Annotated in this window: 21 protein-coding genes; 7 read left to right on the plus strand and 14 right to left on the minus strand. The window is 58.2% G+C overall.

The features are described 5' to 3' along the window. The first annotated feature begins 3 nt into the window (after positions 1 to 3). The 3 genes from AB1A62_RS20010 to AB1A62_RS20020 all read left to right on the plus strand — a co-directional run bounded on the left by AB1A62_RS20010 (position 4) and on the right by AB1A62_RS20020 (position 3307). Positions 4 to 396, plus strand: coding sequence for an ectoine synthase (locus tag AB1A62_RS20010; RefSeq protein ID WP_260033489.1), 393 nt, complete (start codon positions 4 to 6; stop codon positions 394 to 396). A 31-nt stretch (positions 397 to 427) separates the two neighbouring features. After that, positions 428 to 1864 carry an aspartate kinase gene (locus AB1A62_RS20015; RefSeq protein ID WP_366663228.1) on the plus strand — a complete coding sequence of 479 codons (1437 nt, stop codon included), beginning with the start codon at positions 428 to 430 and terminating at the stop codon, positions 1862 to 1864. Positions 1865 to 1927: 63 nt separating this feature from the next. After that, on the plus strand, positions 1928 to 3307 hold the full coding sequence (locus AB1A62_RS20020; protein WP_366663229.1) for a PLP-dependent aminotransferase family protein: 1380 nt from the start codon (positions 1928 to 1930) through the stop codon (positions 3305 to 3307). A 1090-nt stretch (positions 3308 to 4397) separates the two neighbouring features. On the opposite strand, the gene AB1A62_RS20025 is transcribed toward AB1A62_RS20020, so the two are convergent. From AB1A62_RS20025 to AB1A62_RS20080, 12 genes are all read right to left on the minus strand, one after another. After that, entirely contained in the window at positions 4398 to 5249 is an 852-nt protein-coding gene (locus tag AB1A62_RS20025; RefSeq protein WP_366663230.1) for a delta-class carbonic anhydrase, read from the minus strand. A gap of 165 nt (positions 5250 to 5414) precedes the next feature. Continuing rightward, positions 5415 to 5933: a hypothetical protein gene (locus tag AB1A62_RS20030; protein WP_366663231.1), complete on the minus strand. Its 519-nt coding sequence runs from the start codon at positions 5931 to 5933 to the stop codon at positions 5415 to 5417. 77 nt (positions 5934 to 6010) lie between these two features. Beyond that, on the minus strand, positions 6011 to 7246 hold the full coding sequence (locus AB1A62_RS20035) for a carbohydrate porin (protein ID WP_366663232.1): 1236 nt from the start codon (positions 7244 to 7246) through the stop codon (positions 6011 to 6013). Between the two features lie 68 nt (positions 7247 to 7314). Further along, on the minus strand, positions 7315 to 8034 hold the full coding sequence (locus AB1A62_RS20040; protein ID WP_366663233.1) for a hypothetical protein: 720 nt from the start codon (positions 8032 to 8034) through the stop codon (positions 7315 to 7317). 492 nt (positions 8035 to 8526) lie between these two features. Beyond that, entirely contained in the window at positions 8527 to 8856 is a 330-nt protein-coding gene (locus AB1A62_RS20045; RefSeq protein ID WP_366663234.1) for a DUF6515 family protein, read from the minus strand. 4 nt (positions 8857 to 8860) lie between these two features. Then, entirely contained in the window at positions 8861 to 9658 is a 798-nt protein-coding gene (locus AB1A62_RS20050; RefSeq protein ID WP_366663235.1) for a DUF2092 domain-containing protein, read from the minus strand. Positions 9659 to 10020: 362 nt separating this feature from the next. Further along, positions 10021 to 10212, minus strand: a complete 192-nt coding sequence (locus tag AB1A62_RS20055) for a hypothetical protein (protein WP_366663236.1) — start codon at positions 10210 to 10212, stop codon at positions 10021 to 10023. A 16-nt stretch (positions 10213 to 10228) separates the two neighbouring features. Further along, on the minus strand, positions 10229 to 10681 hold the full coding sequence (locus tag AB1A62_RS20060; protein WP_366663237.1) for a hypothetical protein: 453 nt from the start codon (positions 10679 to 10681) through the stop codon (positions 10229 to 10231). A 267-nt stretch (positions 10682 to 10948) separates the two neighbouring features. Further along, positions 10949 to 12325 carry an amidohydrolase family protein gene (locus AB1A62_RS20065; RefSeq protein ID WP_366663238.1) on the minus strand — a complete coding sequence of 459 codons (1377 nt, stop codon included), beginning with the start codon at positions 12323 to 12325 and terminating at the stop codon, positions 10949 to 10951. Between the two features lie 391 nt (positions 12326 to 12716). After that, the gene (locus tag AB1A62_RS20070) at positions 12717 to 13676 is read right to left on the minus strand and encodes a cation transporter (RefSeq protein ID WP_366663239.1); all 960 of its coding nucleotides are present in this window, start codon (positions 13674 to 13676) and stop codon (positions 12717 to 12719) included. A gap of 497 nt (positions 13677 to 14173) precedes the next feature. Then, a complete protein-coding gene (locus tag AB1A62_RS20075) occupies positions 14174 to 16273 on the minus strand; it encodes a glycosyltransferase family 2 protein (RefSeq protein ID WP_366663240.1) in 2100 nt (699 codons plus the stop codon). 103 nt (positions 16274 to 16376) lie between these two features. Next, positions 16377 to 17615, minus strand: coding sequence for an HlyD family efflux transporter periplasmic adaptor subunit (locus AB1A62_RS20080; RefSeq protein ID WP_366663241.1), 1239 nt, complete (start codon positions 17613 to 17615; stop codon positions 16377 to 16379). 90 nt (positions 17616 to 17705) lie between these two features. Between AB1A62_RS20080 and AB1A62_RS20085 the strand changes: the two genes are divergently transcribed. Further along, positions 17706 to 17876 carry a hypothetical protein gene (locus AB1A62_RS20085; protein ID WP_366663242.1) on the plus strand — a complete coding sequence of 57 codons (171 nt, stop codon included), beginning with the start codon at positions 17706 to 17708 and terminating at the stop codon, positions 17874 to 17876. Between the two features lie 788 nt (positions 17877 to 18664). On the opposite strand, the gene AB1A62_RS20090 is transcribed toward AB1A62_RS20085, so the two are convergent. Next, positions 18665 to 19540 (minus strand): LysR substrate-binding domain-containing protein, encoded by an 876-nt coding sequence (locus AB1A62_RS20090; RefSeq protein WP_366663243.1) that lies wholly within the window; start codon positions 19538 to 19540, stop codon positions 18665 to 18667. 129 nt (positions 19541 to 19669) lie between these two features. Between AB1A62_RS20090 and AB1A62_RS20095 the strand changes: the two genes are divergently transcribed. The 3 genes from AB1A62_RS20095 to AB1A62_RS20105 are packed head-to-tail and all read left to right on the plus strand — an operon-like array spanning position 19670 to position 20677. Then, positions 19670 to 20077 (plus strand): GFA family protein, encoded by a 408-nt coding sequence (locus tag AB1A62_RS20095; RefSeq protein ID WP_366663244.1) that lies wholly within the window; start codon positions 19670 to 19672, stop codon positions 20075 to 20077. A gap of 18 nt (positions 20078 to 20095) precedes the next feature. Beyond that, positions 20096 to 20296, plus strand: a complete 201-nt coding sequence (locus AB1A62_RS20100; protein ID WP_170743357.1) for a DUF1059 domain-containing protein — start codon at positions 20096 to 20098, stop codon at positions 20294 to 20296. Between the two features lie 9 nt (positions 20297 to 20305). Beyond that, positions 20306 to 20677, plus strand: a complete 372-nt coding sequence (locus AB1A62_RS20105) for an ectoine synthase (RefSeq protein WP_366663245.1) — start codon at positions 20306 to 20308, stop codon at positions 20675 to 20677. 361 nt (positions 20678 to 21038) lie between these two features. On the opposite strand, the gene AB1A62_RS20110 is transcribed toward AB1A62_RS20105, so the two are convergent. Next, positions 21039 to 22343, minus strand: a complete 1305-nt coding sequence (locus AB1A62_RS20110; protein WP_366663246.1) for an adenylate/guanylate cyclase domain-containing protein — start codon at positions 22341 to 22343, stop codon at positions 21039 to 21041. Positions 22344 to 22840 lie beyond the last annotated feature (497 nt).

Here is a 22840-nt window from a genome sequence, read left to right on the forward strand (position 1 = left end):
GACATGATTGTTCGCGACTACAACGACATTATCAAAAGCGACCGCAGCCGGGTGGTGTCTGACGCCCAGTGGTCTTCGGTGCGGATGCTGCTGGCTGATGACGGGATGGGGTTCTCCTTCCACATCACCTTCCTTGAGGCCGGCTCCGAACACACCTTCGAATACAAGAACCACTTCGAGAGCGTTTATTGCATGCAAGGTTCAGGCTCGATCACCGACCTGGCCACCGGCGAGACTCATTTAATCCGGCCCGGCGTCATGTACGCGCTGGACAAGCACGACCGCCACACTCTGCGGGCTGAGGAAGAGCTGGTGATGGCCTGTGTGTTCAACCCGCCCGTGACCGGCAGCGAAGTACACCGCGAAGACGGCTCCTACGCGCTGGAAACCACTTGAAGAGGTCCCGGCTGAGGCCGGGAGAGGCAGTTTGAATTTCCCTGACCACACCGTCGAGAAGATCGGCGGCACCTCGATGAGCCGTATCCGCGAGCTGCGCGATACGCTCATTATCGGCGGCCGCACCGGATCTTCGCTCTATCACCGCATTTTTGTGGTGTCCGCCTTTGGCGGAATCACCAACCTGCTGCTGGAGCACAAGAAAACCGGCGAACCCGGCGTTTATGCGCTGTTCGCCAATGACGACAACGACCATGGCTGGCTGGATGCGCTGACCCGCGTGGGTGAAGCCATGTCCGAAGCGCACAACGGTGCACTGGACAATCCGGCAGACCGCGCCCGGGCAGAGGAGTTTGTGCGCGACCGCATTGAAGGCGCCCGCAGCTGCCTGTTCGACCTGCAGCGCCTGTGCTCTTACGGCCATTTCCGGCTGTCGAGCCAGATGATGCTGGTGCGCGAGCTACTTTCCGGTCTGGGCGAGGCGCACTCCGCCTTTGTTACCTCGCTGATGCTGCAGCGCGCCGGGGTGAACGCACGTTTCGTTGATCTCAGCGGCTGGCGCGACGAAAGAGAATGCTCACTGGAGGGGCGGATCGCCACCGGTCTGCGCGATCTGGATCTGGCGTCGGAAATGCCCATCGTCACTGGTTATGCCCAATGCAATGAGGGGTTGATGCGCGAATATGACCGCGGCTATTCCGAAGTCACCTTCTCCAGCATCGCCTCCTATACCAAGGCAAAAGAGGCGATCATCCATAAGGAATTCCACCTGTCTTCCGCTGATCCGGCACTGGTGGGGACAGACGCCGTGCGCAAGCTGGGTCATACGAACTACGACGTGGCCGACCAGCTGTCGAACATGGGGATGGAGGCCATTCACCCGAATGCCGCCAAGATCCTGCGCCAGTCCAACGTGGCGCTGCGTGTCACCAACGCGTTTGAGCCTTCGGACCCTGGCACCCTCATCGACAGCCAGCCAGCCAGAACTCCCGCGGTTGAAATCGTGACAAGTATCGATGCCGTCGCGCTGGAGCTGTTTGAGCAGGACATGGTCGGTGTCAAAGGATATGATGCCACCGTGCTTGAGGCGTTGCGCCGGCACAAAGTCCGGATAATCTCCAAAAGCTCGAACGCCAACACCATCACCCATTATGTTGAGGCTTCTCTGAAAGCAGTGCGCCGCGTGACGAATGACCTGGAGCGCGCCTATCCTTCGGCCCAGGTCAGCGCGAGGGCGCTGTCCATCGTCTCGGCCATCGGGCGCGACCTGTCTGGGGTGCGGGCGCTTGGCCGCGGGCTTGCAGCCTTTGAAAGGGCCGGCGTCGAAGTGATTGCAGCGCACCAGACCCCGCGCAATGTCGATGTGCAGTTTGCAGTACCGCGGGCATCGGCCGAAACAGCGGTCGCTGTTTTGCACGCGGCGCTCCTTCCGGCAACTGGCCAGATTCAAACATCAAAAGCGGCGTGAGCCGGACGTTTGTCTCCAGACGCGCAGTTGCCCTGGCTTTGCGGGCCAGAAGAAAGAGCACCAGTGTGGTATCCTGATCCCGAAGCGCTTCATGCGCCTTTGCACGCCAGCCTTGCAGCGGCCATTAAACAGGCCACTCTGACCGAAGAGCTCCCAGCCGGAGCCCGCCTCCCACCTCATCGCAGAATGGCAAACCGGCTTGGGCTGAGCGTACACACGGTGAGCAAAGCTTACGATAGCTTGCGCAAGCAGAACCTGGTTGACGGGCAGGTTGGCCGGGGCAGCTATGTTTGCGGTACTGTCCCACGAGCTGTTCCGCTGCAAACCGAACCTGAGGAAGAGTTTGATTTCTCCACCTCCCGACCTGTCTACAGCCAAGAGCACAACAATCGGTTTCAGCACTCATTGCAGGAGGTTACAGCAGAACTGGACTCCTCTGTCTTGCAGTGCTGCGGCTCCGTTTCAAAAGGCGATGCCCACCGCGACGCTGGGGCGCAGTGGCTGGCAGCTCGCGGTTTTCCAGCCGGACCGGGCCAGGTCCTTCTGACGAATGGCGGCAGTCAGGGATTTTCCACTGCACTCTCCGCCCTGACCCGCCCCGGCGATACCGTCTTGTCAGACGGCATCACACACAATCTGCTTGTTTCCGGCTGCTCCTATTTAGGCTTGAAGCAATTGCGCCTGAAAGCGGATACGCAAGGCATTCTGCCGGAGGCTTTGGCGGAAGCCTGCCTGGCATCCGGCGCCAAAGTCCTGTGTCTGCTGCCGTCACTGGCAAATCCGGTTCCGGTCATGATGCCCGAGGGCCGGCGCAGGGAGCTGGTCCAAATTGCGGAAGACCATGATCTATACGTCATTGAAGCTGATCCGCTTGGCCCCGTAGCCAAGGACCGCCCGCCGCCAGTGTCCGCGCTGCTGCCAAAACGTTCAATCTATATGACCACCTTCAGCACATGCCTGATGCCCGGGCTTCACGCCGGATACATGGCTGCACCAAGTCAATTGCTTCCGCCTCTGAAAGGCCGCCTTCTGAGTTTCGGCGGAACGGTAATGCCCTTGATGCGGGAACTGGCCAGCCGTTGGGTGCTGGACGGCACAGCGCTGGAGCTTGCAGATTGGCAGTGCAATGCGTTGGAAAGCCGCCACCGCATCGCTTGCGGGGTATTGCATGGGATGCCCTGGACAGGACATCCCTCAGCGTTGCATCTTTGGCTGCCGCTGCCTGAGGGGTGGAGCTCCGTCCGCTTCTCGCTATATGCAAGCAAGATGCAAATTGCCGTTATGCCAGACATGCCATTCCTTGCCCCAGGAACAAGCTCACCAAACGCATTGCGCATTTCCTTGGGCGGGGTTCAGGAGGATAGCCATTTCCGCAAGGGCTTGGAGTTGACGGCTGCCCTCTTAAAGCTGCAGCCCCACTGCTTACCTCACCTCGCGTTCTAGCGGCTGCACTTTGGCGGCCACCTTTTTGGGAGAACCGGTCTGCCAACCAACGCACCACATGATTGGGCGAAAAGCTCTGCATGTCGCCAACAACTCCTGTGCGAGACGGTACTGCCCGAAGTGCCAGAATCCGGAGACACGGGGTTGGATGACGGCTCGACACGAACGGCAGAAAAGTCCCGCGTCTCGTTTGTCCCACCTGATTGCAGCGCAAAGGCAGTTTGAGCTCCGCCGATTTCCGCAGGGCTGAATGACCGCAAACAGTAAGTTCGCCGCGCTGCTGAAAATCTCGCGCTGCGGGAGCGCAGGGTTTTCTGCGACAGCAATAGCTCCAAGAGCAAAAGGCGGCAAAGTCCGGCACCTTTCGGGCTCAAACACCGTGCAGCGAAAGGACGGTTCGAAACTCGGCCGGATCGATACGGCTGAACGGCTGGTTCGATAAGACTCGCTGCATCGCCGAAAACTCGTCACCGCGCCTGCAAACACTTTCTGCGCAAGCGAAAGCGGCAGGAGCAAAAGTCCGCAAAGTACCGCTCACTGCTCGTCCAAACTTGACTTGGTGAGCGGCCCCTGTCTCGGGGACCTGCCATTCAAGCCTAGCGCGGCGAATTCGTGCTGAGAGCCCAACCTGTACCTTGGTTTTTTTGCTGCGCGCGCTCGCAGCAGCGAAATCGTCGCGATTGTATCTTTTTCGGCGCCGCTGCGCGGCGTGAAAACCAGCCCTTCAAGCATGCTGCAGCGAGATCTGTCACCCGAATTCACAGGTCGCCGGGCTTTCCAGTCATTCGCTACGACTGCAAGGCCAGATCAAAGCCACATGGCAGTTACGCGCAAGAAGTGATCTTTGGATAGTCATTCAAATCGCGCTTCACCCGTACTGAGTGGTAACGATATATTTTGCGACGGGACCCGCAAGCAGGAGACATTCGCCGCAGTAACACTGTCTGGATCGTGATGAGCTTGGTCGAGCGGGGCCAAATGATCTTTCGCCGCTTTCTCAGTGGTATAAGAATGGCTCTTGACCGGGTGATTGACGTCGTGCGCAATAATCAGGACGGGCGAAATTGCCCGCCCTTCAGCGTCGGTTCTCTCAGTTAATTTGCGACAACAAATCGGGATTGACGACCAGATTCCGCACACCGTGGGCGTGATCTTCTCCGAACGGGTTGTCTTTGAGCCACGCATCCACTGAGCCGATATTCAGTTTCACGACCTCCGGATGCACGCTCCAAGTGACCTGGAAGGGCGAGCCTTTCTCGTTGTAGCCCGGGCCGGTGGTCGATCCATCATAGACAACCGGTGTAACCAGATCGGTCGGCAGGTTCGGGACTTGGTTGAGGCCGTTGATTTCTTCGACACGGGCCATCTCGCTGAAGTCCGCGCCGCCCTCGGTCACCAGCACTGCAATAATGGCCTCAACCCGCAGCTGCGGGTTGCTGATTGCATCGCTTAGGCAGGTATCAAGACTGTTTCCAAGCGTCCCTTTCGCGGTTGAGTGAACGAAATGAATTTCGATTGTATCGCCCGGCACAAGATCTCCATGGGAGCTTTCTCCAACCTTCATATCGACGGGCGCAAGCTCGGCTGCAGTCAACTCGCCGTCATATTTGTAGCCGGTGCCATATCCGTGGCCGTCGCCGTTGCCTGCATAGGTCGTGAACATACCGCCCCTGTGCTCGGCATTTTCGTGGAAATGAATGTCGCACAGCATCATTTCGGTCACCGCAGGCGCAGCGCCGAATGCACGATGGTTCTGACCGTCAGGCGCATCGATGTCTCGCGGCGACTGCGGGCCAAACCCCATACCTTCGGTTGCGGCAGCAAGGGCGGCGCGCTGCTTGGCAATGACTTCGTCAGCGACCGCATTGCCGTCGGATCCGGCAACAGCAGCTGAAGCCGCCAGTGCAGCTGTCAAACTTGTCAAAAGGAATGTCTTAGGCATTTTTTCCTCCTGGAAATCAGCCAGACAAAATGCTGGCCTTGGGATAAGACCCCGCAGCGGGAGGCGCTGCAGGTATCTGAAAATTCGGCAGCGGGGTTTGATTTTGGCATCATCCCCGCCTCATCGTAACTCTGGCGGCCCGACCGGAGGCGCATATACCGGGCTTCAGTGGTGGTGTGGCTTCTCTGAGCCGGCGCTTGAAAACAGCAGTTCCGTGACCTGTTCACGGCCAATGACCCTGATCATGCTTGTCAGCGCGCAGTACAGCAGTAGAAGCAGAATCAACCACAATTCCAGGGCAAGAAAATACGGCCGGGAAAACGTCGCCGTAAACTCCTCGAAACCCGCGCGGAACCCGCCATGCTTGACTGCAGCATGCAGCAGTTCTTCGACCATTCGGAAAAGAGTGGCTATGATCAAAAACAGAAAGGCCTTCCAAAGAATATTGCTGATCCGCCACCGGGAAAACGCCTGTGCGAAAGCGGTGTTGTCTGCAATCAGGATCGCCTTTGCCACGGTTAAAGCTCCAACCGTTGCAACTGATGCGGAAAACCAGGAAACACTGAAATCCGCGACCGCCACTGCTTTCGTGAAAGTGATCATGTGGAACGCAACGAAGAAGAACAGAAAGGCCGGGAAACCTCTGCGCAACTCATGCAGCAGCCAATGCAGGGCTTTTTTCATACTTCAGCCTCTCTCGCCTGCCAACGCCTGCCCCATGGTACGGCCATCAGAAGGACTCTCGTTTCCCTTTGCTGCGGTCAGAACGTCACGCGAAGCCGAAGACCGGCAGTGAGGACTTCATCGAAGGCCGCGGTTGCGGCGGGGTTCTTGACCCACTGCACCGAGGGTGTGATGACTACATTCTGAACCAGGGTAAAGCGGTAGAAAACTTCGCTGGTTATCTGCTCCCGCAGCAGCGGGTTCGAAGGTTCGCCCCAGCTTACCGCAACCCCAAACACATCACGCGCGGCCCGGTGCTGCGTGTCGATGGCAATGCCGAGGCCCGCGGTGACATCCTTTTTCATCAGCGAGGCATTGCCGTCTGAATACCCCGCTATCAGGAAAGGAAACCACTTGTCATCGTAAAGCCTGCTGGCAAGAAACGTCACCCCGTGCCCGGAGGGCGTGCCCTTGGCCTCCAACTCATCCTGATGCCAGAACTGCAGCCGAACAACATCCCAGCGCCGCCGGTCCCGCGTTGTCGGCCAGTAGCGGAATTCGATGGATTTGTAGAATTCGCCCTCGCCGATCGTGTCGAACGGGTTGTCTGCGGTCTTGGCGTTAGCGTCATGAATGCCCGCGACCATTCCGAACTGCGGTGAAAATTCATAGGCGAAGCCGCCGCCGATGCCACGGCCTGGCGAGGGTTTGGTCAGGCTGCTCTGCATGGCGAGATTCTGAAATCCGCGCAAGGACGAGGACAGCGCGTGCCCATTGTACCAGGATAAAGCGCTGATTTTGCCGAAAACGAAACGGAACCGTCCGTCCAGCAGTGACTGCCGCCAAGCAAGCTCGGTCAGGGCAAAGCCGAAGTCGCTGAATCCGCCCGACGGCACGATGCCGCCGTATTGAAAGGCCAGGCTGGTCGGCGGCAGCGTGGTGCCAAGCGTGGTGCGGTTTTCAAGGCGGAAGGTCAGCGTGCCGGTGTTCTTGGAGCCGCGCCCCAAGAGCGTCCACGAGCCCTGCAGCTGCAACCGCGCCGCTGCCGCATTGGTTTCTCCAAGGCTTTGGTCCAACCATTGATGCGAGGATTGGTAACTGAATTGCAGCTTCAGCCCGTGCTTGTCGTTGAGCCGCTTCTTCCAGGCAAACCAGGGCGCAAAGAACTCCTCGGCTTTCGGGAAGCTGAGAACGCCGTCGATTCTCTGGTCATCCAGTGCAAGATCTTCGGTGACGCTGTCGCCGGTTTCCAGATTGTCAGAAGTCCCGTACCCGGACAGGGTCTGCCCCCCGGTTGGCGCAGTGCTTTGGGCAACGGAAGGCGAACCGCTCAATCCTAGCAACGCCATGCCGAACAAGGCTGTGCGCAGCGCCGCCGCACGGCGGGAAAGAGCCTGCGCCCTCATTGCGCGGCGGCTCCGTAGCGCGTGTAGTACTGATGCATGTCGTCACCGGCCATGTCGACCGGGGCCTCGGTGCTGCCCTCAATGGTCAGGTCTTCGCCCGGAGTGGTTACCCGGAAGCTCCATCCCTCGGCCGGCGACAGCTGGTCTGCCAGGTTTGCGGGATCACCACCGCGCACATCCGGCCCCCAAGCATTTAAGGCATAGACGTTGCCGTCGGGATCCACCAGTTCATAGACCGGGCTGCCCGCCTTGAAGGTCATGGTTTGCGTTTTTGCACTGATATACGGGCTGTAAGGGTCCGCGCCTTCACCGGCGCCAAGCGCTGCAAGCGGCAGGGTCGCACCATAGCGCGCCTCGATTCCCGCAAAAGTCTTGGCCTCCCCGAAATTGATGGTCTGCTCATCCATCGCCCAGAATTTCGGACCGTTGAGCTGCGCCTTTACCGCCCCGTGCGCTTCCGCGATCTGAGCGGTATCCATGGCCTTCCACAGGTCTTCCGGACAGCCGGCTGAGGCGGAAGTATTATATATATCCACATGGTCTTCGTAGATCAGCAGGAATTCGCAGAACCGCATACCGCGAATATCTGTCAGCGTTACGCTCTCTAGCTGGCTCTCCGCGAATGAGGGAATGGCCGCCCCGGATGCCAAGGCACCGGCCAATGCCAATCGGAAACCCTTCAGTGGGAGGAGTTGAAAAATCCTGAACAGTGTCATCGTTAAAGCTCCCTGTTCGATCAGTATCTGCGCTCGAAAGAGCCAGAAACTTTATTGCGGGAATACAATCACAGTATCTCCCGCCAGAGATTTCAGTCCAGTCTTTTTCTGGTTGCAGGCGATGGTGATGGCGTCGCGAAGTAGTTCTAGGGACAAGTGTGCCAGTGAAAAAGGGGGATCACATTGGCCTTCTGGCGTGGTTTATTCAGGTTTCTGCGACGGTGGCCGGCTTTGCCGCGATCTTATGCTGAACGAGGAATGGGCTTTCCTTGAACAGGTGATTTTGTCTAGCGCGTCGCGAACGGGACACAAATCCACCTACCATTTCCGTATTTTGCATGGTGTAGGGCACGCGAAGTAGTTTGAAGGCATTTTGCTAGGGAAGCAGAGGCACTAGCGATTCCGGCAAGTTGCCACTTCAGAGAGAAGGCTGTTCTAACTTCAGGGCACTCAAGCAGGGGCTGTTAGCAAATAACCTTATTATGAAAGGGGTTATTCGACAGTTACAACAACATACTGCCCGCCGACTGACTGGTAATATGTGCCGCCACAAAGGTACAAGGCGTCCCCATTGACCGATACCTGGGAGCAATTCGGCGGGAGACTCGCAACATAGATTGTCGTACGGCGCACCACACGGCGTGTTGTCCGGCGGGCGACTCCAGCATAACTGCGTGGTGTCCCCGGTCGTCCGACCCGCGCCTCAGCTTGCTTCACAATACCTTCCCCCGATAGCCACTGTTCTGTGTCCGGTTCAACAATCAGCCCGAGAACCAATGCTGCACAACCCAGCAGTTTGTTCGTTTGCATGAACCATCGCATAAGCCTACTCCACAACAAAAAGTCTTGAGATATCAGGATTGGTCACATCTATCCTTGGGGATCCTTCCGGCGCTTCAAAATCGAACGTATCGGGAGCAATGGAAATGCCGCTATCAAATCCGGAGAATTGCACCATGAATTGGGGCGCGCCCGTCAGCCACTTGCTGGTGATAACATATTTGACTGGCACGGGATCTTCACCCGCCGCAATCCAAAGCTGCCAATCCACCTCGGCGGCCCGAAATGAAAGATGATGTGCCCGCTCCCCTCCGACAATTGTTTCGCCTAGATATTCTCCAGATTCCACTTCCAGCATCAAACCTGGATAGGGGTCGGAATAGAGGAGGTCCGCACCGCCTATGACTTCGGCGCTGAGGACAGTTCGAAGCTCGTCAATCGCTTCATCAATTCCTCCTTCAACGGGAAATTCCGCCCAAGAATTCAACGCTTCATTAAACAGGGACAAGACCGTCCCGTTATAGGTCAGGACCGATTTGCCCACAGCGCTTTGGCGCTCAAATCGCAGACCTCCATCCCGGTCGACCAAGGCAGTTCCATAGCCAGTCAGCTGGATTTTTCGCCCATCTTGAAAGATGACATCCGTCGATGCGTCTGCGTCAACCTTGAAGGTTTCCAAACCTGCCATGTAGTTCGACATATCCCGCAAAATCCGGTCTGCTTCGGCATCCACTTCCGCAGACAATTTGATTGGCATGGCAGCCATGAACAGGACCGACAGAACTAGGGGCTGTCTCCAATACTTACTTGTGGGGAGTTCCGGGAAACTTGCTTTGGGTCTCATGGCACAGTTCCTATAACGATTCTCAGAATCAACTTCACGTCCTGCCGCCTCAACTAGATAATAGCATACAGCGCGAAAAACCTTTCGCCGATTTCCTCGGGTCCGAACGACTGCAAACGGGAAGTTCGCCGCGCCACAGAAAATCTCGCGCTGCGAGAGCGAGGGATTTCTGCATCAGCAATAGCGGCGTGAGCAAAAGGCGGGTTTGTCCGGCTCACTGCTGGTCCAATCCCCACCAGGTGAAGGGCCGCTGTCTCGGAAAATCGCCGCGCGGCCGAAAGTTTCGCGCTGCGGTCGCGAGGCTTTTCAGCGTCAGCAGTAGCCGCAGGAGCAAAAGCCGGCTTCTCCCGTTGTGCGGTTCTTCAGTCTTCAGAACTGCTGCAGAATGCACGAACGGCGGCAATGCAATAAATAGCGCTACCTCGTTCAGCCAGATTTAAGGCGACAACCAGGCGTGCCTTGTAGGATTTTCCAAATTTCGCGGCCTGCGAATTGAGCCCTTCGACCCAAACGAACGAACCCGAGACTTCTTCAACGTTCTTTTTCCGCACCATGCCAAAGTTTCAACGGTCAATGCCAGACAGGTCGACGTTCCAGGTCTTCAGCACGCTGGAGCAGCCGGGATGCAATCCGGAGGTCGATGCGCATCCCATATTGGCAAGTGCGGTCAATAGCTTCGGTAACAGCTTGGACCGCGATGGACGAAAGATGCCGTTTAGCGCCTTCAACAACGGCCGTTGGGACTGTGAGCATCTGCCCGAGGCGCCGCGCCCAGTGGCTCTTGCCGATACCGGGCGGCCCATCCAGCAGAATGGGCGGCAGACGCAGGCCCGGCCACCCATCGCGTACGGACCGGCGCATCGCATGCCACACGGCTTCCGTCGCCGGAGCCATCCAAGGCATTTCCCCATGCAGTTCAGCCGCCAGTTCATCAGCCTGGTGTTCGGTAGCGATCGCAACCAGCCTGACGCCATCCCGAAATACAGAGAGCCGCTCCCGGTGCTCCCGGCTGAGATGCCCCATGCCGGAAGCTGCCTTCCGGCGCTCAAGAAGAAGATCAACACGGCGTTTGATCCGCGCTCTGTCCTGTTCGCTGGGGCTGGTGGAGTGGCGGCGCCTTGCCGTTACTTATTTTGGAGCTCTTCGCTAAAGCAGCATGCTGCTTGGGAGCCTCCTGCGGACATCTGTGCTACACGTTCCTGACGCTAATGCGGCCCTTCACGTAGTTGGCAAGGAAGGGCCGCATTAGCGTCAGATGTTAATTGGTCCGTGGAGAGATAGAACGGCCTGTTACTCCATGCTATTCTTGAAAATCTTGCCGTCCTTCATGATCAGGTCAAAGTTTTCGTGTGGATCAGCAACCAGGTTGATGTCTTCCAGCGGGTTGCCGTCGACCAGGATCAGGTCCGCATAAGCACCCTTTTCAATCACCCCAAGCGCGCCGGCATGATAGGGGTGCCGGGGGCCGGAAAGCTCCAGCAGCTCTGCGTTGACCGAGGTGGCCATTTTCATCACTTCATAGGGCGTAAACCAGCGTTGCAATTTCGCCAGGAAGGCCCCCTGCCGCTCTGCCAGAGCAGGATCAAACAGGATGTCGGTGCCGAAAGCGATCTTCACGCCGGCTTCCTTGGCTTTGGTGTAAATCGTGTCCGTGCCATCGGTCACGGTGATCCATTTCTGCTGGCTGCCCGGATCGTCAAAGGAAAATCCGTCTTCGTCGTCCAGCAGCGGCTGAATGCTGAGCCAAACATCGTGCTCCTTCATCATCTGAAGGGTTTCTTCGCTCATCAGGAAACCGTGTTCGATGGATTTCACACCGGCCTTGATGGCCAGCTGAGCAGCCTCGTCAGTGAAGATGTGCGAAGCGACATAAGTGTTGTATGTGTCCGCCACTTCAACGAAGGCTTCCAGCTCTTCCATTGTGTACTGGCGCACATCCAGCGGGTCATAGACCGAGGAAACACCGCCCCCGCCCGAGATCTTGATCTGCGAGGCGCCCATCCGCATGACTTCCCGGGTGCGCTTGACGACCTCATCCACGCCATCGGCCATCGCCATCAGGCCGACACTGTACCAGTACCATTGGGAATCTGCCGGGTTCGTTGGCACTGCTTGGTAGGGGCGGTAGTCGAAATGCCCGCCGGTTTGGCCAATCGGCGGCCCGGATGGTAAAATTCGAGGACCGGGAATTTCGCCCGCGTCGATCATCTTTTTCGTGGCAAATGGGTTGCCGCCTACGTCGCGCACGGTTGTGAAGCCGCGCATCAGGGTTGCCTCGGACCCGAGTGCGCCGCGGATGGCCACTTCCAGAATATCGCCAGTGACCACTGTGCTTTGCGCGGCGCAGCAATAGGAGGTATGCCAGTGCGCGTCGATAAGGCCAGGGATCATGGTGCGCCCGCCGCCATCGATGACATGCCCGCCGGCCACAGCAAGCGGTTCAGTGGAAATCTCGGTAATCAGGTTACCCGTCACCACCACATTGGCGTTTTCGATCAGCGTTTCATTGACGCCGTCAAAGACGTTCACATTGGTGAAAAGGGTGGGTGCGCCGTCCTGCGACAGGGCGGGCGAAGACGCCAAAGCCAGAGTTAACGCGCATACAGACGCGCGTATTTGAAGTGACATTTCAAAAAGTCCCAAAGAATTGTTGAACACCTTCAGCATCGCAGAGGGTACGCAGCCAATCAACTCAGTTGGTTTGATTGCAGCTTGTCAAATGCGTTAAAACCACCACTCAGGTCAGTCCGCCTAACGGCCGCTTTTAGTTCTGCGGCCACTCGTTGCGATGTCCGCATTTCTGTTCAAAGCAAACGGGCAGGATCGTCTTGGCTGCGCCTGCAGCAAAAGTCCGGAAAGTCCCGCACTGTGCGAGTACACCGGCTCCAGGACCTCGCGGTCGCGGCGAACGGCAGAAACGGCGGGCTACACCGCAGCATCAGGATGCTGTTACCAAGGTCAGGAATGGGCCGTTTTTCCGGTGGATTTTACCGCCATTGCGCAGATGTTGCGTTGCAACGAGGTTAGCTGTGAGGCCAATATACCGGAACCGCACCATTCAAAATGGGTTCAGCGCTTCGGGCCAGCGCCTGGGATGTTCGGTAATCACCAGCAACACATCCGCCCCGGTCAGCGCCTTGCGCGCATCGTGGATCATTCGCAAATTCAGACCGTCGATTTCTGCCGCCGAGACCGGGCGGCCGGGATTGTAATAGACCGTCACCAAGAAAGTACGCCCAAGTTTGGTGACCGACATGTCCTGCAGCGCGCCGCCATCCTCGGCGATTGCAGAGCGCAGGCTTCGCCGGGCTGCAGCGACACTCTCAGGGCTAGCGCTGGCGCCGGCCAGTTCGCCCAGTCCACCGCGAAAATCCCGAACATAGGAACCGATCGCCAGCAGGCAAAGCAGCAGGACGATCACTGAATCACCTACCGGTGCGACCGATGCCAGCGGACCATCCCGAAACAAGTAGATGGCGCCCAGACCTGCACCTGCAGCAGCCGTGATCAGCCCATCAAACATCGCGGCCTTTGCCTCAAGCCGTAAGATTGAACTACTCTTCCCTGTTCGGTGCCAAGTAAAATGATGGAAGCCCCACAGAATTGCGCAGGTAAGCCCGATCCCGGAAAAATAGACGATCATTGGCGCAAAGTTCAGCGGCTCGGGTGTCATGCCACTGAGATAGTTGTAGATGCTCTTGATAGCATTGGTGATGGCGAAAAGGACCAACCCAAGAAGAGAAAGCGAACGGAAAGTCGAAAAGATCGCCTCGTCCGCAGCGTAACCGAAGGGTCGCGCCTTGTCGGGGCCTGCATCAATCCGGCGACTGATCCTCCGCCCGAGTAGCGCCGAGCCAAATCCGATCAAGGAAAACAGACCGTCCATCATGATCGCGTTGGAGTTCGACAAAACACCGGCCAGCATCCCTGCTGCGGCCATGAACAGATTGCCCCACATGGCGACACCAAGAGAACGGCTTTCAAGGTACTTTTTGTTGTCGGCGTTCTGTGGTGCCATATCGCACATTCCTAGTGTGACATTAATTCAGCTGTTTCAATATCCTGCCGTTGAATTGCTGCCAACACCCACAGCACATATCGCATGCAGTCATGGACAAGCCAGGAGCCCGGCATGACACTTGAAGCTAAATTTACCGCGCTACCAACAATCTCGCACTGCGGGCGCGGGAGCTTTCTGTGGCAGAAATAGTTGCAAGAGCGAAGGGCGTCTCTTTCCCGCACAGCATAAGCTCGACTGACCCCTGGTTTTGAGCATGCAGCTAATGGCAGATTCGGCGGACCGCACCGCGGCAGCAAGAAATGGAGCCGAACGGCAGGAAAGGGCCGTCTATGTCGCTGCCGTTTGACCAAAAAAGTGTTGGGTTGGCTGCGGCGCGGAAGGCGGCTCCGAGCCCACTCTTACGGTATTGCTGCACTGTAGCGAATTTTTGTTCTTTGCTCACCTTTCACAGCGTTCAACCAAAGTCATGCAAACAGGCCTGTAAGAGAACTCATTTAAGCAGCGGAACTGTCATTCGTGGCCTCTGCGCGCGCTCGCAGCACCGCACACCACTCGTCATCCAGTGCTGTTTCAGTCTGCGACTGAAGTTCATACAGCCAAACGGGCACGACTGGTCGGGCGGCATCCTGACAGGTATTTTTATCCGAAGAGTCGGCCTGTTCTGAGGCCACAATGCTTTTCAGCATGCTGACCCCTATCCTCCAGTCGTCCTGACCATCGAACTTGCGCACCCGGTCCCTGGTAAACAGCTTGCGGATCAAGCGCCACCGCAGCTGCGCGGCGTCCTCCGCCTCCGCAGTGCGGTCCGGGCTCGTTTCTTCCCAGTGCTCTGCCAGTTCCTCCGCAGCGGGCAAGGCAAAGGCCAGCCCGGCGCGAAGGCTGCCATCTTCCCCTTTGAAGACACGGCGAAGCTGTGCCGGCACTACGCCGACCTTTGCGACATCCACACCGATCCAGCCGCCAGCCTCAGGCAGGCAAGAGCGGCCTGCATGCACCTCTACCTGTATACCGTTCAGCGACATGTCATGGCATTTGCCAGAAGCCTGCCCGCCGCCTTCCGTTCGCAAGACCACAGGTTCATTCATGTCGAACCGAACTTCACTTCGCAGAAGCTGCGGCGTGATGGCGATTTTTGCCACCAGCAGCAGCACGACCATGTTGACCGCCGACCAGAAGGCAACGACTGGCATCAGGTGGCTCGAAGCGATGATCTGAAGGTTGTAGCTGGAGTTTATGGCCAGGCCGGCAGTCATCAGGCCGCAAAGCAGAAGGCAGATGGCAACTGTTGCGGTGTCTTGTATTTCTGTCCCTTCGCCGCCTTTGGGGGTGACCTTGAACGCATGACCGTGCGGTTTCAGCAGCGTGGCGACCACCACGGGCAGCAACCGGAAAGCTTGCAGAACGCCGTGCGCCATCGTTGCCAGCGGGTGGTATTTTCCCGGCGCGAAATGCCGGACAGCGGCAATGGCCGCAACAATTGCAGGCAGCTGGTAAGACATCACCGTGTCCGCAGACGCATTGACCAGCGGCGGCACTCCCGTGAGCAGGAATATGGCCGGGGTCACCATTGCAATGGTCTGGCCGAATGACTGGGTAATCCAGTGAAACGGCAGGAAAAAAAGGCGTTCATGCCATTTCAGGCCAGGTCCGCCAAACGGGCCTTCGCGAAGGAACATGATCTGGATGGCACCTCGCGCCCACCGTGCCCGCTGAATGAAGAAAGCGTTGATGTTCTCCGGGGCCAGGCCGAACGCCAGACGCTCATCCAGATAACGGGTCACGTAGCCTTTCCGTTTGAGGGCAAGCGTCAGGAGCATGTCTTCGGTGATCGAGCCGGAGGGCAGCTTGTTGCCGATCTCCTCCAGCGCGCTGCGCCGCACGATGCCGTTAGATCCGCAGCAAAAGGCGCAGTCATACCCGTCGCGTCCGGGCATGATCGCCTCGAAAAAGAACCGCTGGTCGTCGGGCATGACCTTGCTCATGTTCAGCGAAGCCTGCATCGGATCGGGGTTGAAGAAGTTATGAGGGATCTGCACGACCCCGATTTTCGGGTCCTCGAAAAAACCCATGGTCCGGTAGAGGAACTTCCGCTGCGGAATGAAATCCGCATCAAGAACAAGGAAGAAAGGGGCGGAGGTGCACGCAACCGCAGCATTGATATTGCCGGCTTTGGCGTGGGCATTGTCGGCCCGGGTCAGATAGCCGGCCCCCAGCCGTTCGCTCATGCGCTGCAGCCAGCCGCGCCGTCCGTCATCCAGCACCCAGACATTGAGCTTTGCCTGCGGCCAGTCCAGCTCCACCGCGCCGACAATTGTCTTTTCCAGCACCTCAGCGGGCTCGTTGTAGGTGGCAATGAAAACGTCGACCTCGGGCAGATCCGCCGCAGGCATGGCGCGCAGCCGCGCCTCGTGGATGTCCGCTTCCGGCGTGCGGTTGGTCCGGCGCAGCATATAGGCATACAGCACGGCAGTATCGAGCCAAGCCAGCATCTCGATGATGAAGACCGACCAGACAAACAGGCCGGTGACGCTGAAAACACCGGCCGGCAGCACCGTTTCGAACAACCGCCACTCCAGATAGCGCAGGATCACCACGGCCAGCCCTGCCACCACCAGCCGGTCGGCCCAGCAGTTGTTCTGCCACCGGTTGCCGAACAGCAGGATCGCCGCGGTGATCAGCAGCAGGGGGACAAGGGACTCAGCCTGCATCCGGAGGGCCACCCCCCTCGGGTGAAAACGCACCGGCGAGTGGCGGCGCGGTGCCGCGCAGCAGCTCCTCGAACCAGAGGCCCGCGACCGTCAGCATATTGCCCAATCCGCGGTCAAAGCGCACTTCGGCTGTGCGCCCGACATCGCAGAAATTTTGCGCCACGCCCGCCTTCGCCACATCCGCCGGGGCAAGGCGCAGCATCACCGACAGGCTGCCTTCGGTGAGGTTCTCGGGTTCGGCGGCGAGCAGCCCGGTGGCCCGCTGGCTGCCGGCGCCCCGCAGCGCCTCGACGGTGGCGTGGAAAGACTGGTCAGAGCCGCGCAGCCGCACCCGCGCTGTATCGCCGGGGCGGATGGCCTCAAACGCGGTTTCATGCACGAACACCTCGACGAACCTGCGCGAGCAATCGAGCAGCTGCAGAACTTCGTCCCCCGCCGCGATCACCGCGCCCTTGGCAGGGGTTGCGGACCAGACCACGGCGCCGGTGGGCAATTGCGGGGCAAACCGGTCAAACCGTTCCACTTCCTTGCGCAGCGCCTCCGCCTCCTGCAGAAGACCGGCGCGCTGTGCGGTGGCCCGGGCTTTGCGGCCCTTGAGGTCTGCGAGCCGGATCGCGACCTCGTCCCGGCGCTGCCGGGCATAACTGCCGTCCTCGGTGCCCAGCCCCGGCAGGATGCCGTCCTTGATCCCGGCCATGCTCCGCACCGTTTCCTCCACCGCCGCGGCCAGCCGGATCACCTCGCCGTTTGCCTCCGCCGCAAGCGACGCCGCTGTCTCAGCCTGCGTCTGTGGCACAGACCCATTGGCAGACAGCCGCTCAAATCTTTGAGCATCACGGGTCAGCCGGTCCTGGCGTTCGCGGGCTGCCGCAAGCTCCCCGCGCAAACCGCTCAGCTGCGCCTCCAGCATTTGCCGGGCAAGCGTTTGCACTTGTTCCATCCTTACCAGAAGTTGCTGGTCCAGCTGGGTAAGGGCGGTAATTTCAGTGCTGATCGAAACTTCCTCCCGGGCCAGGATGCCAATCCTGGCTTCCAGCCGCGCAAGCTCGGTCCGACTGGAGCGCGACGCCTGAAGTTCAACAATTGCTGTGGCTGGCAGCACCGGCGTTGCGGGCGTGAGCGCGTCGGACATCAGAGCGCCGTCAAAGGGGCTTTTGACGGAAATGATGGGGGCGTTGACCACTGCAGCCCGTGAAATGTAATTCGTTGCGTGTGGTGCAAAAATCATAAACGCGGCACCAAGGCAGGCAAGGCCTGCCGCAATCCGCGCCGCTCGCTTCAGTTTCATGGTGGGACCCGGCGCCTGAAAATAAATACAATGGATTATCGCATTGCCGCGTTAACTGTTGATTGCCAGATGGTGGCCGCCAACCTGAGTTTAGTTAAAAAGCCATCAATCAAACCTAATCCAGCCGGGCCTGAAAGTTTTGGTTGCGGCGCGCAGAGGCGAGATTTCAATTCTTACAAGTCTCACCACCCCAATATTTGATAGAGTTCCATTCCTGCGGACGTCGGCCGCATGAAACTCCTAAGCAGTCTTTGAAAGCTAACGCAGCGAAAGTCTGTTTCGTCCGGCTTTGTGTGAGTTCGAGCTACCGGGAAATTTGCGCTTGAAGCGAACGGCTGGTTCGACGGGCTGCACTGCAGCATCAGGGACCCATATCGAGTGTCTGGTATGGGCCGGGCTTTCTCGCAGGAATTCGCTGCGGCTGCGGAATGCAGCAACTGCTCGCTCGGTAAAATGGGCTCGTTGCAGCCCTTCGCTGACTTTCGCAGCCAAGAGTCCAAAAACCGCCCGCAGGAGCGACCGCTAAGCCGGACTTACCTGCCTTTCGCCGCAGGCGCGCGATCCTTGCTGCATTGGCGAAAACATCAGAAGGTCGTGCGAGCAGCGGACGTTTGCTGCGGCTGCAAAACGAAAGATGTCGGGACACGTGAGCAGACATTCGTTGAATAGGATCCTGCGAATAGTGTTACTTGGCGTAACCTGCTCGGTTCCTGAAAACTGGATCAGCAGGTGCAAGTCAATCGGACTGATCTTTGACCGGCGAACGATTGAGCCCACCAGGGAGCGAATGGTCGAGATGTACCATCTATCTCGGTAGCAAAGGCCAATGTGGACTCGACTCGATCCGCAACGAGCTTGTCAATGGCTCGCTCGTCTGCCTTTCGGAGACACAGGTCACCCTGGATCGCGGAATACACCTCGCAGTGCCGGAAGGATCATTCCGGGACCCTCGACTGACCGCGTTCGGTGGCTGGCTTAGGGGCCGCAATTCAGATTGGACTTGATTGACTTCGCAGCCAGTTCGAAAACTGCCGGACCGCGCGGCGTTCATCTCGGGGACGGGTGTGGATATGGAAAGCGCCGGCTTGTTCTTCGGGAAACAACTCGACTAGTTCGCCTGACCGGATTTCATTCTGAACCCATTGCCGGGCGGTATAGGTAATCCCGTCACTTCTCTTGACCGCATCCATAATCAGATTGCCGGGCATTTGTGAAATCATCAGGGGACGGTCCAGTTTGACGCCGTGCCGGTCGAACCAGTCAGGAACCTCGCGCGTGCCAAGTTCCATAAGCCAGGGCAGATGCACAAGGTCGGCGGGATTGGTTATTTCCGCGCTGCCAACAAGGTCCGGGGTGCCGACAACCACGAGGTCGAGAACCAATAGGATGTCGGCATCCTGCGGCAGGTCCTCGCAGCGGCTGTAGCGGATAGCCACATCCATGCCTTCCCTTTCAAGATCAACAATTTTTCCGCTGGGATTCAGCAGCAAAGTGACGTCAGGGTGGCTGGCTTGGAATTCACCCAACCGGGGCATCAGCCACTTGACCGCAAAGACCGGGGACATCGTGACATGCAGCGGGCGTGCCTGTTGAAGATTGATCAGCGCCTCCACTCCGTCTCCGATCTGATGAAACCCTGCCGCAAGATCGCGGGCCAGCTTCCGCCCCTCATCAGTAAGCGCAACGCCGCGGCCTGACCGGGTTGCAAGCCGAACACCAAAATAGGCTTCGAGCGCCCTTGTCTGCTGCATAACGGCAGCGTGGGTGACGCTCAGCGTTTCGCCGGCCCTGGTGTAGGAGCCGGTTTCGGCCAGCGCCGAAAATGCTCTGAGCGCGTTGAGCGAGGGCAAGGATCGCCAATTCATTGTTAGCTTACCTAACATTATTGATAAATTCCTGAGTCGCATTTTCCTCTGTTTTCGTCAATGTATTAAAAGAAAGATTGGTCATGGGCCTGCGGGCTCGTGCAAGAATTTCTGAATGGGAGACGCGCAATGGCGGGGACCGAAATTATTCACGAAGGCGGATGCCGGTGCGGTGCGGTCCGTTACAAGATGGCAGGGCAGCACACATACTCCGGGATATGTCATTGCAGCGACTGCCGCCGCGCAACTGGCGGCGCCTATGTCCCCTGGTTCGGGTCCGATCCGAGCAACTTCTCAGTGACCAAGGGAAAGATCAGCGAATATGAGTCCTCCCCAGGCATTTGGCGAGGGTTTTGCCGGACTTGCGGCTCTCCCCTCACATTCCGCGGTGAAGGCTGGAACGATGTGGCGATTACCATCGCGTCGCTTGACGATCCGAATGCAATTACGCCCGAGTCAAATGTCTTTCTGAAAGAACGTCTTCACTGGGTGAAGTTCAACGAGGACATGCGCAACTACGACGGCTTTCCCGAATAACCCCAAGGAGGACATACAATGACAAAAGCCTTTTCTTACGCCTGTCGTGACTGCGAGGGCATGGAAGCCTGCCCCGCCAGCGTCACCGCGGAAACCAAGGACGAAGTCTGGCAATTGATGGGGCATCACGCCCGGATTGCTCATGGCGAAAACCCCGGCGACTGGGATCAGGCGACCCGCGATTACCTCGATACGCTGATCCGCGAAGTCGACGTGTGAGACAGGGCAATGATCGTTAAAACCCTTGAGGATGTGCTTGGCACCAAGGGCGAGGCCCACGGCGACAAATGGCATTCCATGCGCCTCTTACACGCCGAGGATGGCATGGGCGTGACCCTGACCGACAGCATCCTTGAAGCCGGGTTCGAAATGACCCTTTGGCAGAAGAACCACCTGGAGGCCTGCTATTGCCTGGAGGGCGGCGGCACGGTGGAAGAGCTGGACACCGGCATCATGCACCAAATCCGGCCTGGAACGGTGTACGCCATGAACAACCACGACCGGCACCGCATCCGGATTACGGATCGAGCGCGCATCATTTGCACCTTTTCCCCGCCGTTAACGGGAGACGAAGTGCATGATGAAGATGGCTCTTTGTGACCCATCCAGAAACGGCGCCCCCCACTTTCTGACCACGATCAATTGAAAGGAAGACCCATGGCCCAGACATTCTTGCAAATGGCAAAGGAGGCAATGGCGATGGCACAGTCCGTCACCGCCGAGGACAAACCAGAGATTCACCGATGCCATTCCCATCCCCTCCGACATATCAATTGCAAGCCGTCACTGCCTCCGAGTCGCGATTGACAATCATCACAGCCGCAATGTTGGCCTCAATCTGCTAGTCAGTGGGATAAAGGGGAGCGGAAGCGAGCTCATGGGAAAGGGGGCAGTACTGGTCTGTTAGAAAAGGCCGCACCATGAGATTTAACACTGCCGACGTTCTGCTAGGGACTTGGCTCTAAGCACATGCCAGTCTGAAAACTTCTATTGGCTCGCGCATACCTTTCAGTTTCAATTCACCTCTGGTTTCGACCTGAAAGTCGCCTTCCACAGCAATCCCGGCCCGTGGGCTGATCAGGATTTCGCCGTCTTTGGCCTCATCGCAGAGACGGGCGGCAAGGTTTATTGCAGTACCCGACGCCGTGTATTCGAAGCGGCCTTCGAATCCGACCATGCCGACTGTGGCATAGCCAAGCGAGACACCGACCCCAAACCCTAGCCTATACCCCAAACGCTTCCACTCTTTGCAAAGTGCCTTCATGCGTTCGCGCATGGCGATGGCCAGCCGTACAGCCTCGGCCGCCGGTGCCTCACAAGGAAGTGGATCGTTGAACAGCACCATGATGCCGTCCCCCATCCGGTGATCAACACCAGCCCTATGTGTATTGATCAGCTTGCCCATTTCCTTGTGATAATTCTGCAGAACCTCGATTGTTTCTTCCGGTTCGGCCGTTTCGCAGAAGGCTGTAAATCCGCGGATGTCGCAGAATACCACACCCAGAAGGGCCCGGTGGCTGGACAGCAGCTGTTCCGAACCGGACAAGATCACCGTATCGGCGACAGCCGCCGGCAGAAAACGCTTGAGCCTGCTCATGCGTTCGATCTCCCGCACCTGTTCCTGCACCCGCGCCTCCAGACCAGCGTTCAGGGCCTGAACCTCCCGTGTCCGCGCCTCCAGCGCTTTGAACTGGCGGACATTTTCGATGGCAATGGCAGCCTGGGCGGCAAAGGTCTCTACAAGCCGTACATCGTCTTCCGCGAAGAAGCCGACTTCACGGCGGTACAGGAAGATCACACCGATGGCCTCGTCGCCGATGATGAGAGGAACTGTCAGCACGTTCCGGGCGCCTTCGACCTCAACAGCGTATACGCGCTGCGGCTGGCCGGAGCGGTAGATCGGATCGTCGCTGAAATCTGGAACCTGCAAAGACCGCTTCTCGAAAACGGCTTTAGCTGTTTGCGACTGCGATGGATCCATCGGCAAAGGATCGCTGTTGATGAGATCGACGAACTGCGGGCGGGTTCCAAAGTGGGCTGGAATAGTCAGATGCGTCCGCTCCGGGTTGACGCGGAACAGGCAGGCAAATGGGGCTTTGCATAGCCGCGCCGCCGTTTCGAGAATGACATTGAAAACCGGACCCTCGTCGTCGCGCGACCGGCTGATGACCTCCAAAATTTCCCGCGTCGCCGCCTCCCGTATGCGCGCTTTCACAAGCACGGCTTCCGTGCTGCCTGGGACGCCTTTGATGTTATCTGCAGGCATGTGCTTCCTATGCGGACTCCAATTGAAGTCTTTCAAGAGTACACTGCAGGCTTCGCCATTGCTAACGGAAGCCAACAGACGGCCGGGGTATCTGCTTCAGGGAAATGCAAATGCCAGGGAATCAGGCGCACCACATGTCGTGTTGCCATCTGCCCGCCTTGGTAGACAGCGCTTACTGCCTCCGATTGTCAGTCCGGTCTTGAGGCGCTGGCCTTTGTTTTGTCCCGCGTCTCGTTTATCCGACCTGACTGTAGCGAAAGAGCGGTTTGAGCTCCCCGATTTTCGCCGACCCGAATGATCGTAAGCGGGTAGTTCGCCGCGCTGCCGAAAATCTCGCGCAGCGGAAGCGAGGGTTTTCTGCGGCGGCAATTGTAATCGCCGGACGTAATCTCCCCAAAACCGCCGTTTGAAAAATCCCCAGCCATGAGCGGCAGGGCCAATTCCGAACCTCAAATATTCGGAATTGGCGCTGCCGCGGGACACAGGCCTGATGCTCC

It is taken from the genome of Leisingera sp. JC11, assembly GCF_040704725.1.
Lineage (GTDB): Bacteria > Pseudomonadota > Alphaproteobacteria > Rhodobacterales > Rhodobacteraceae > Leisingera.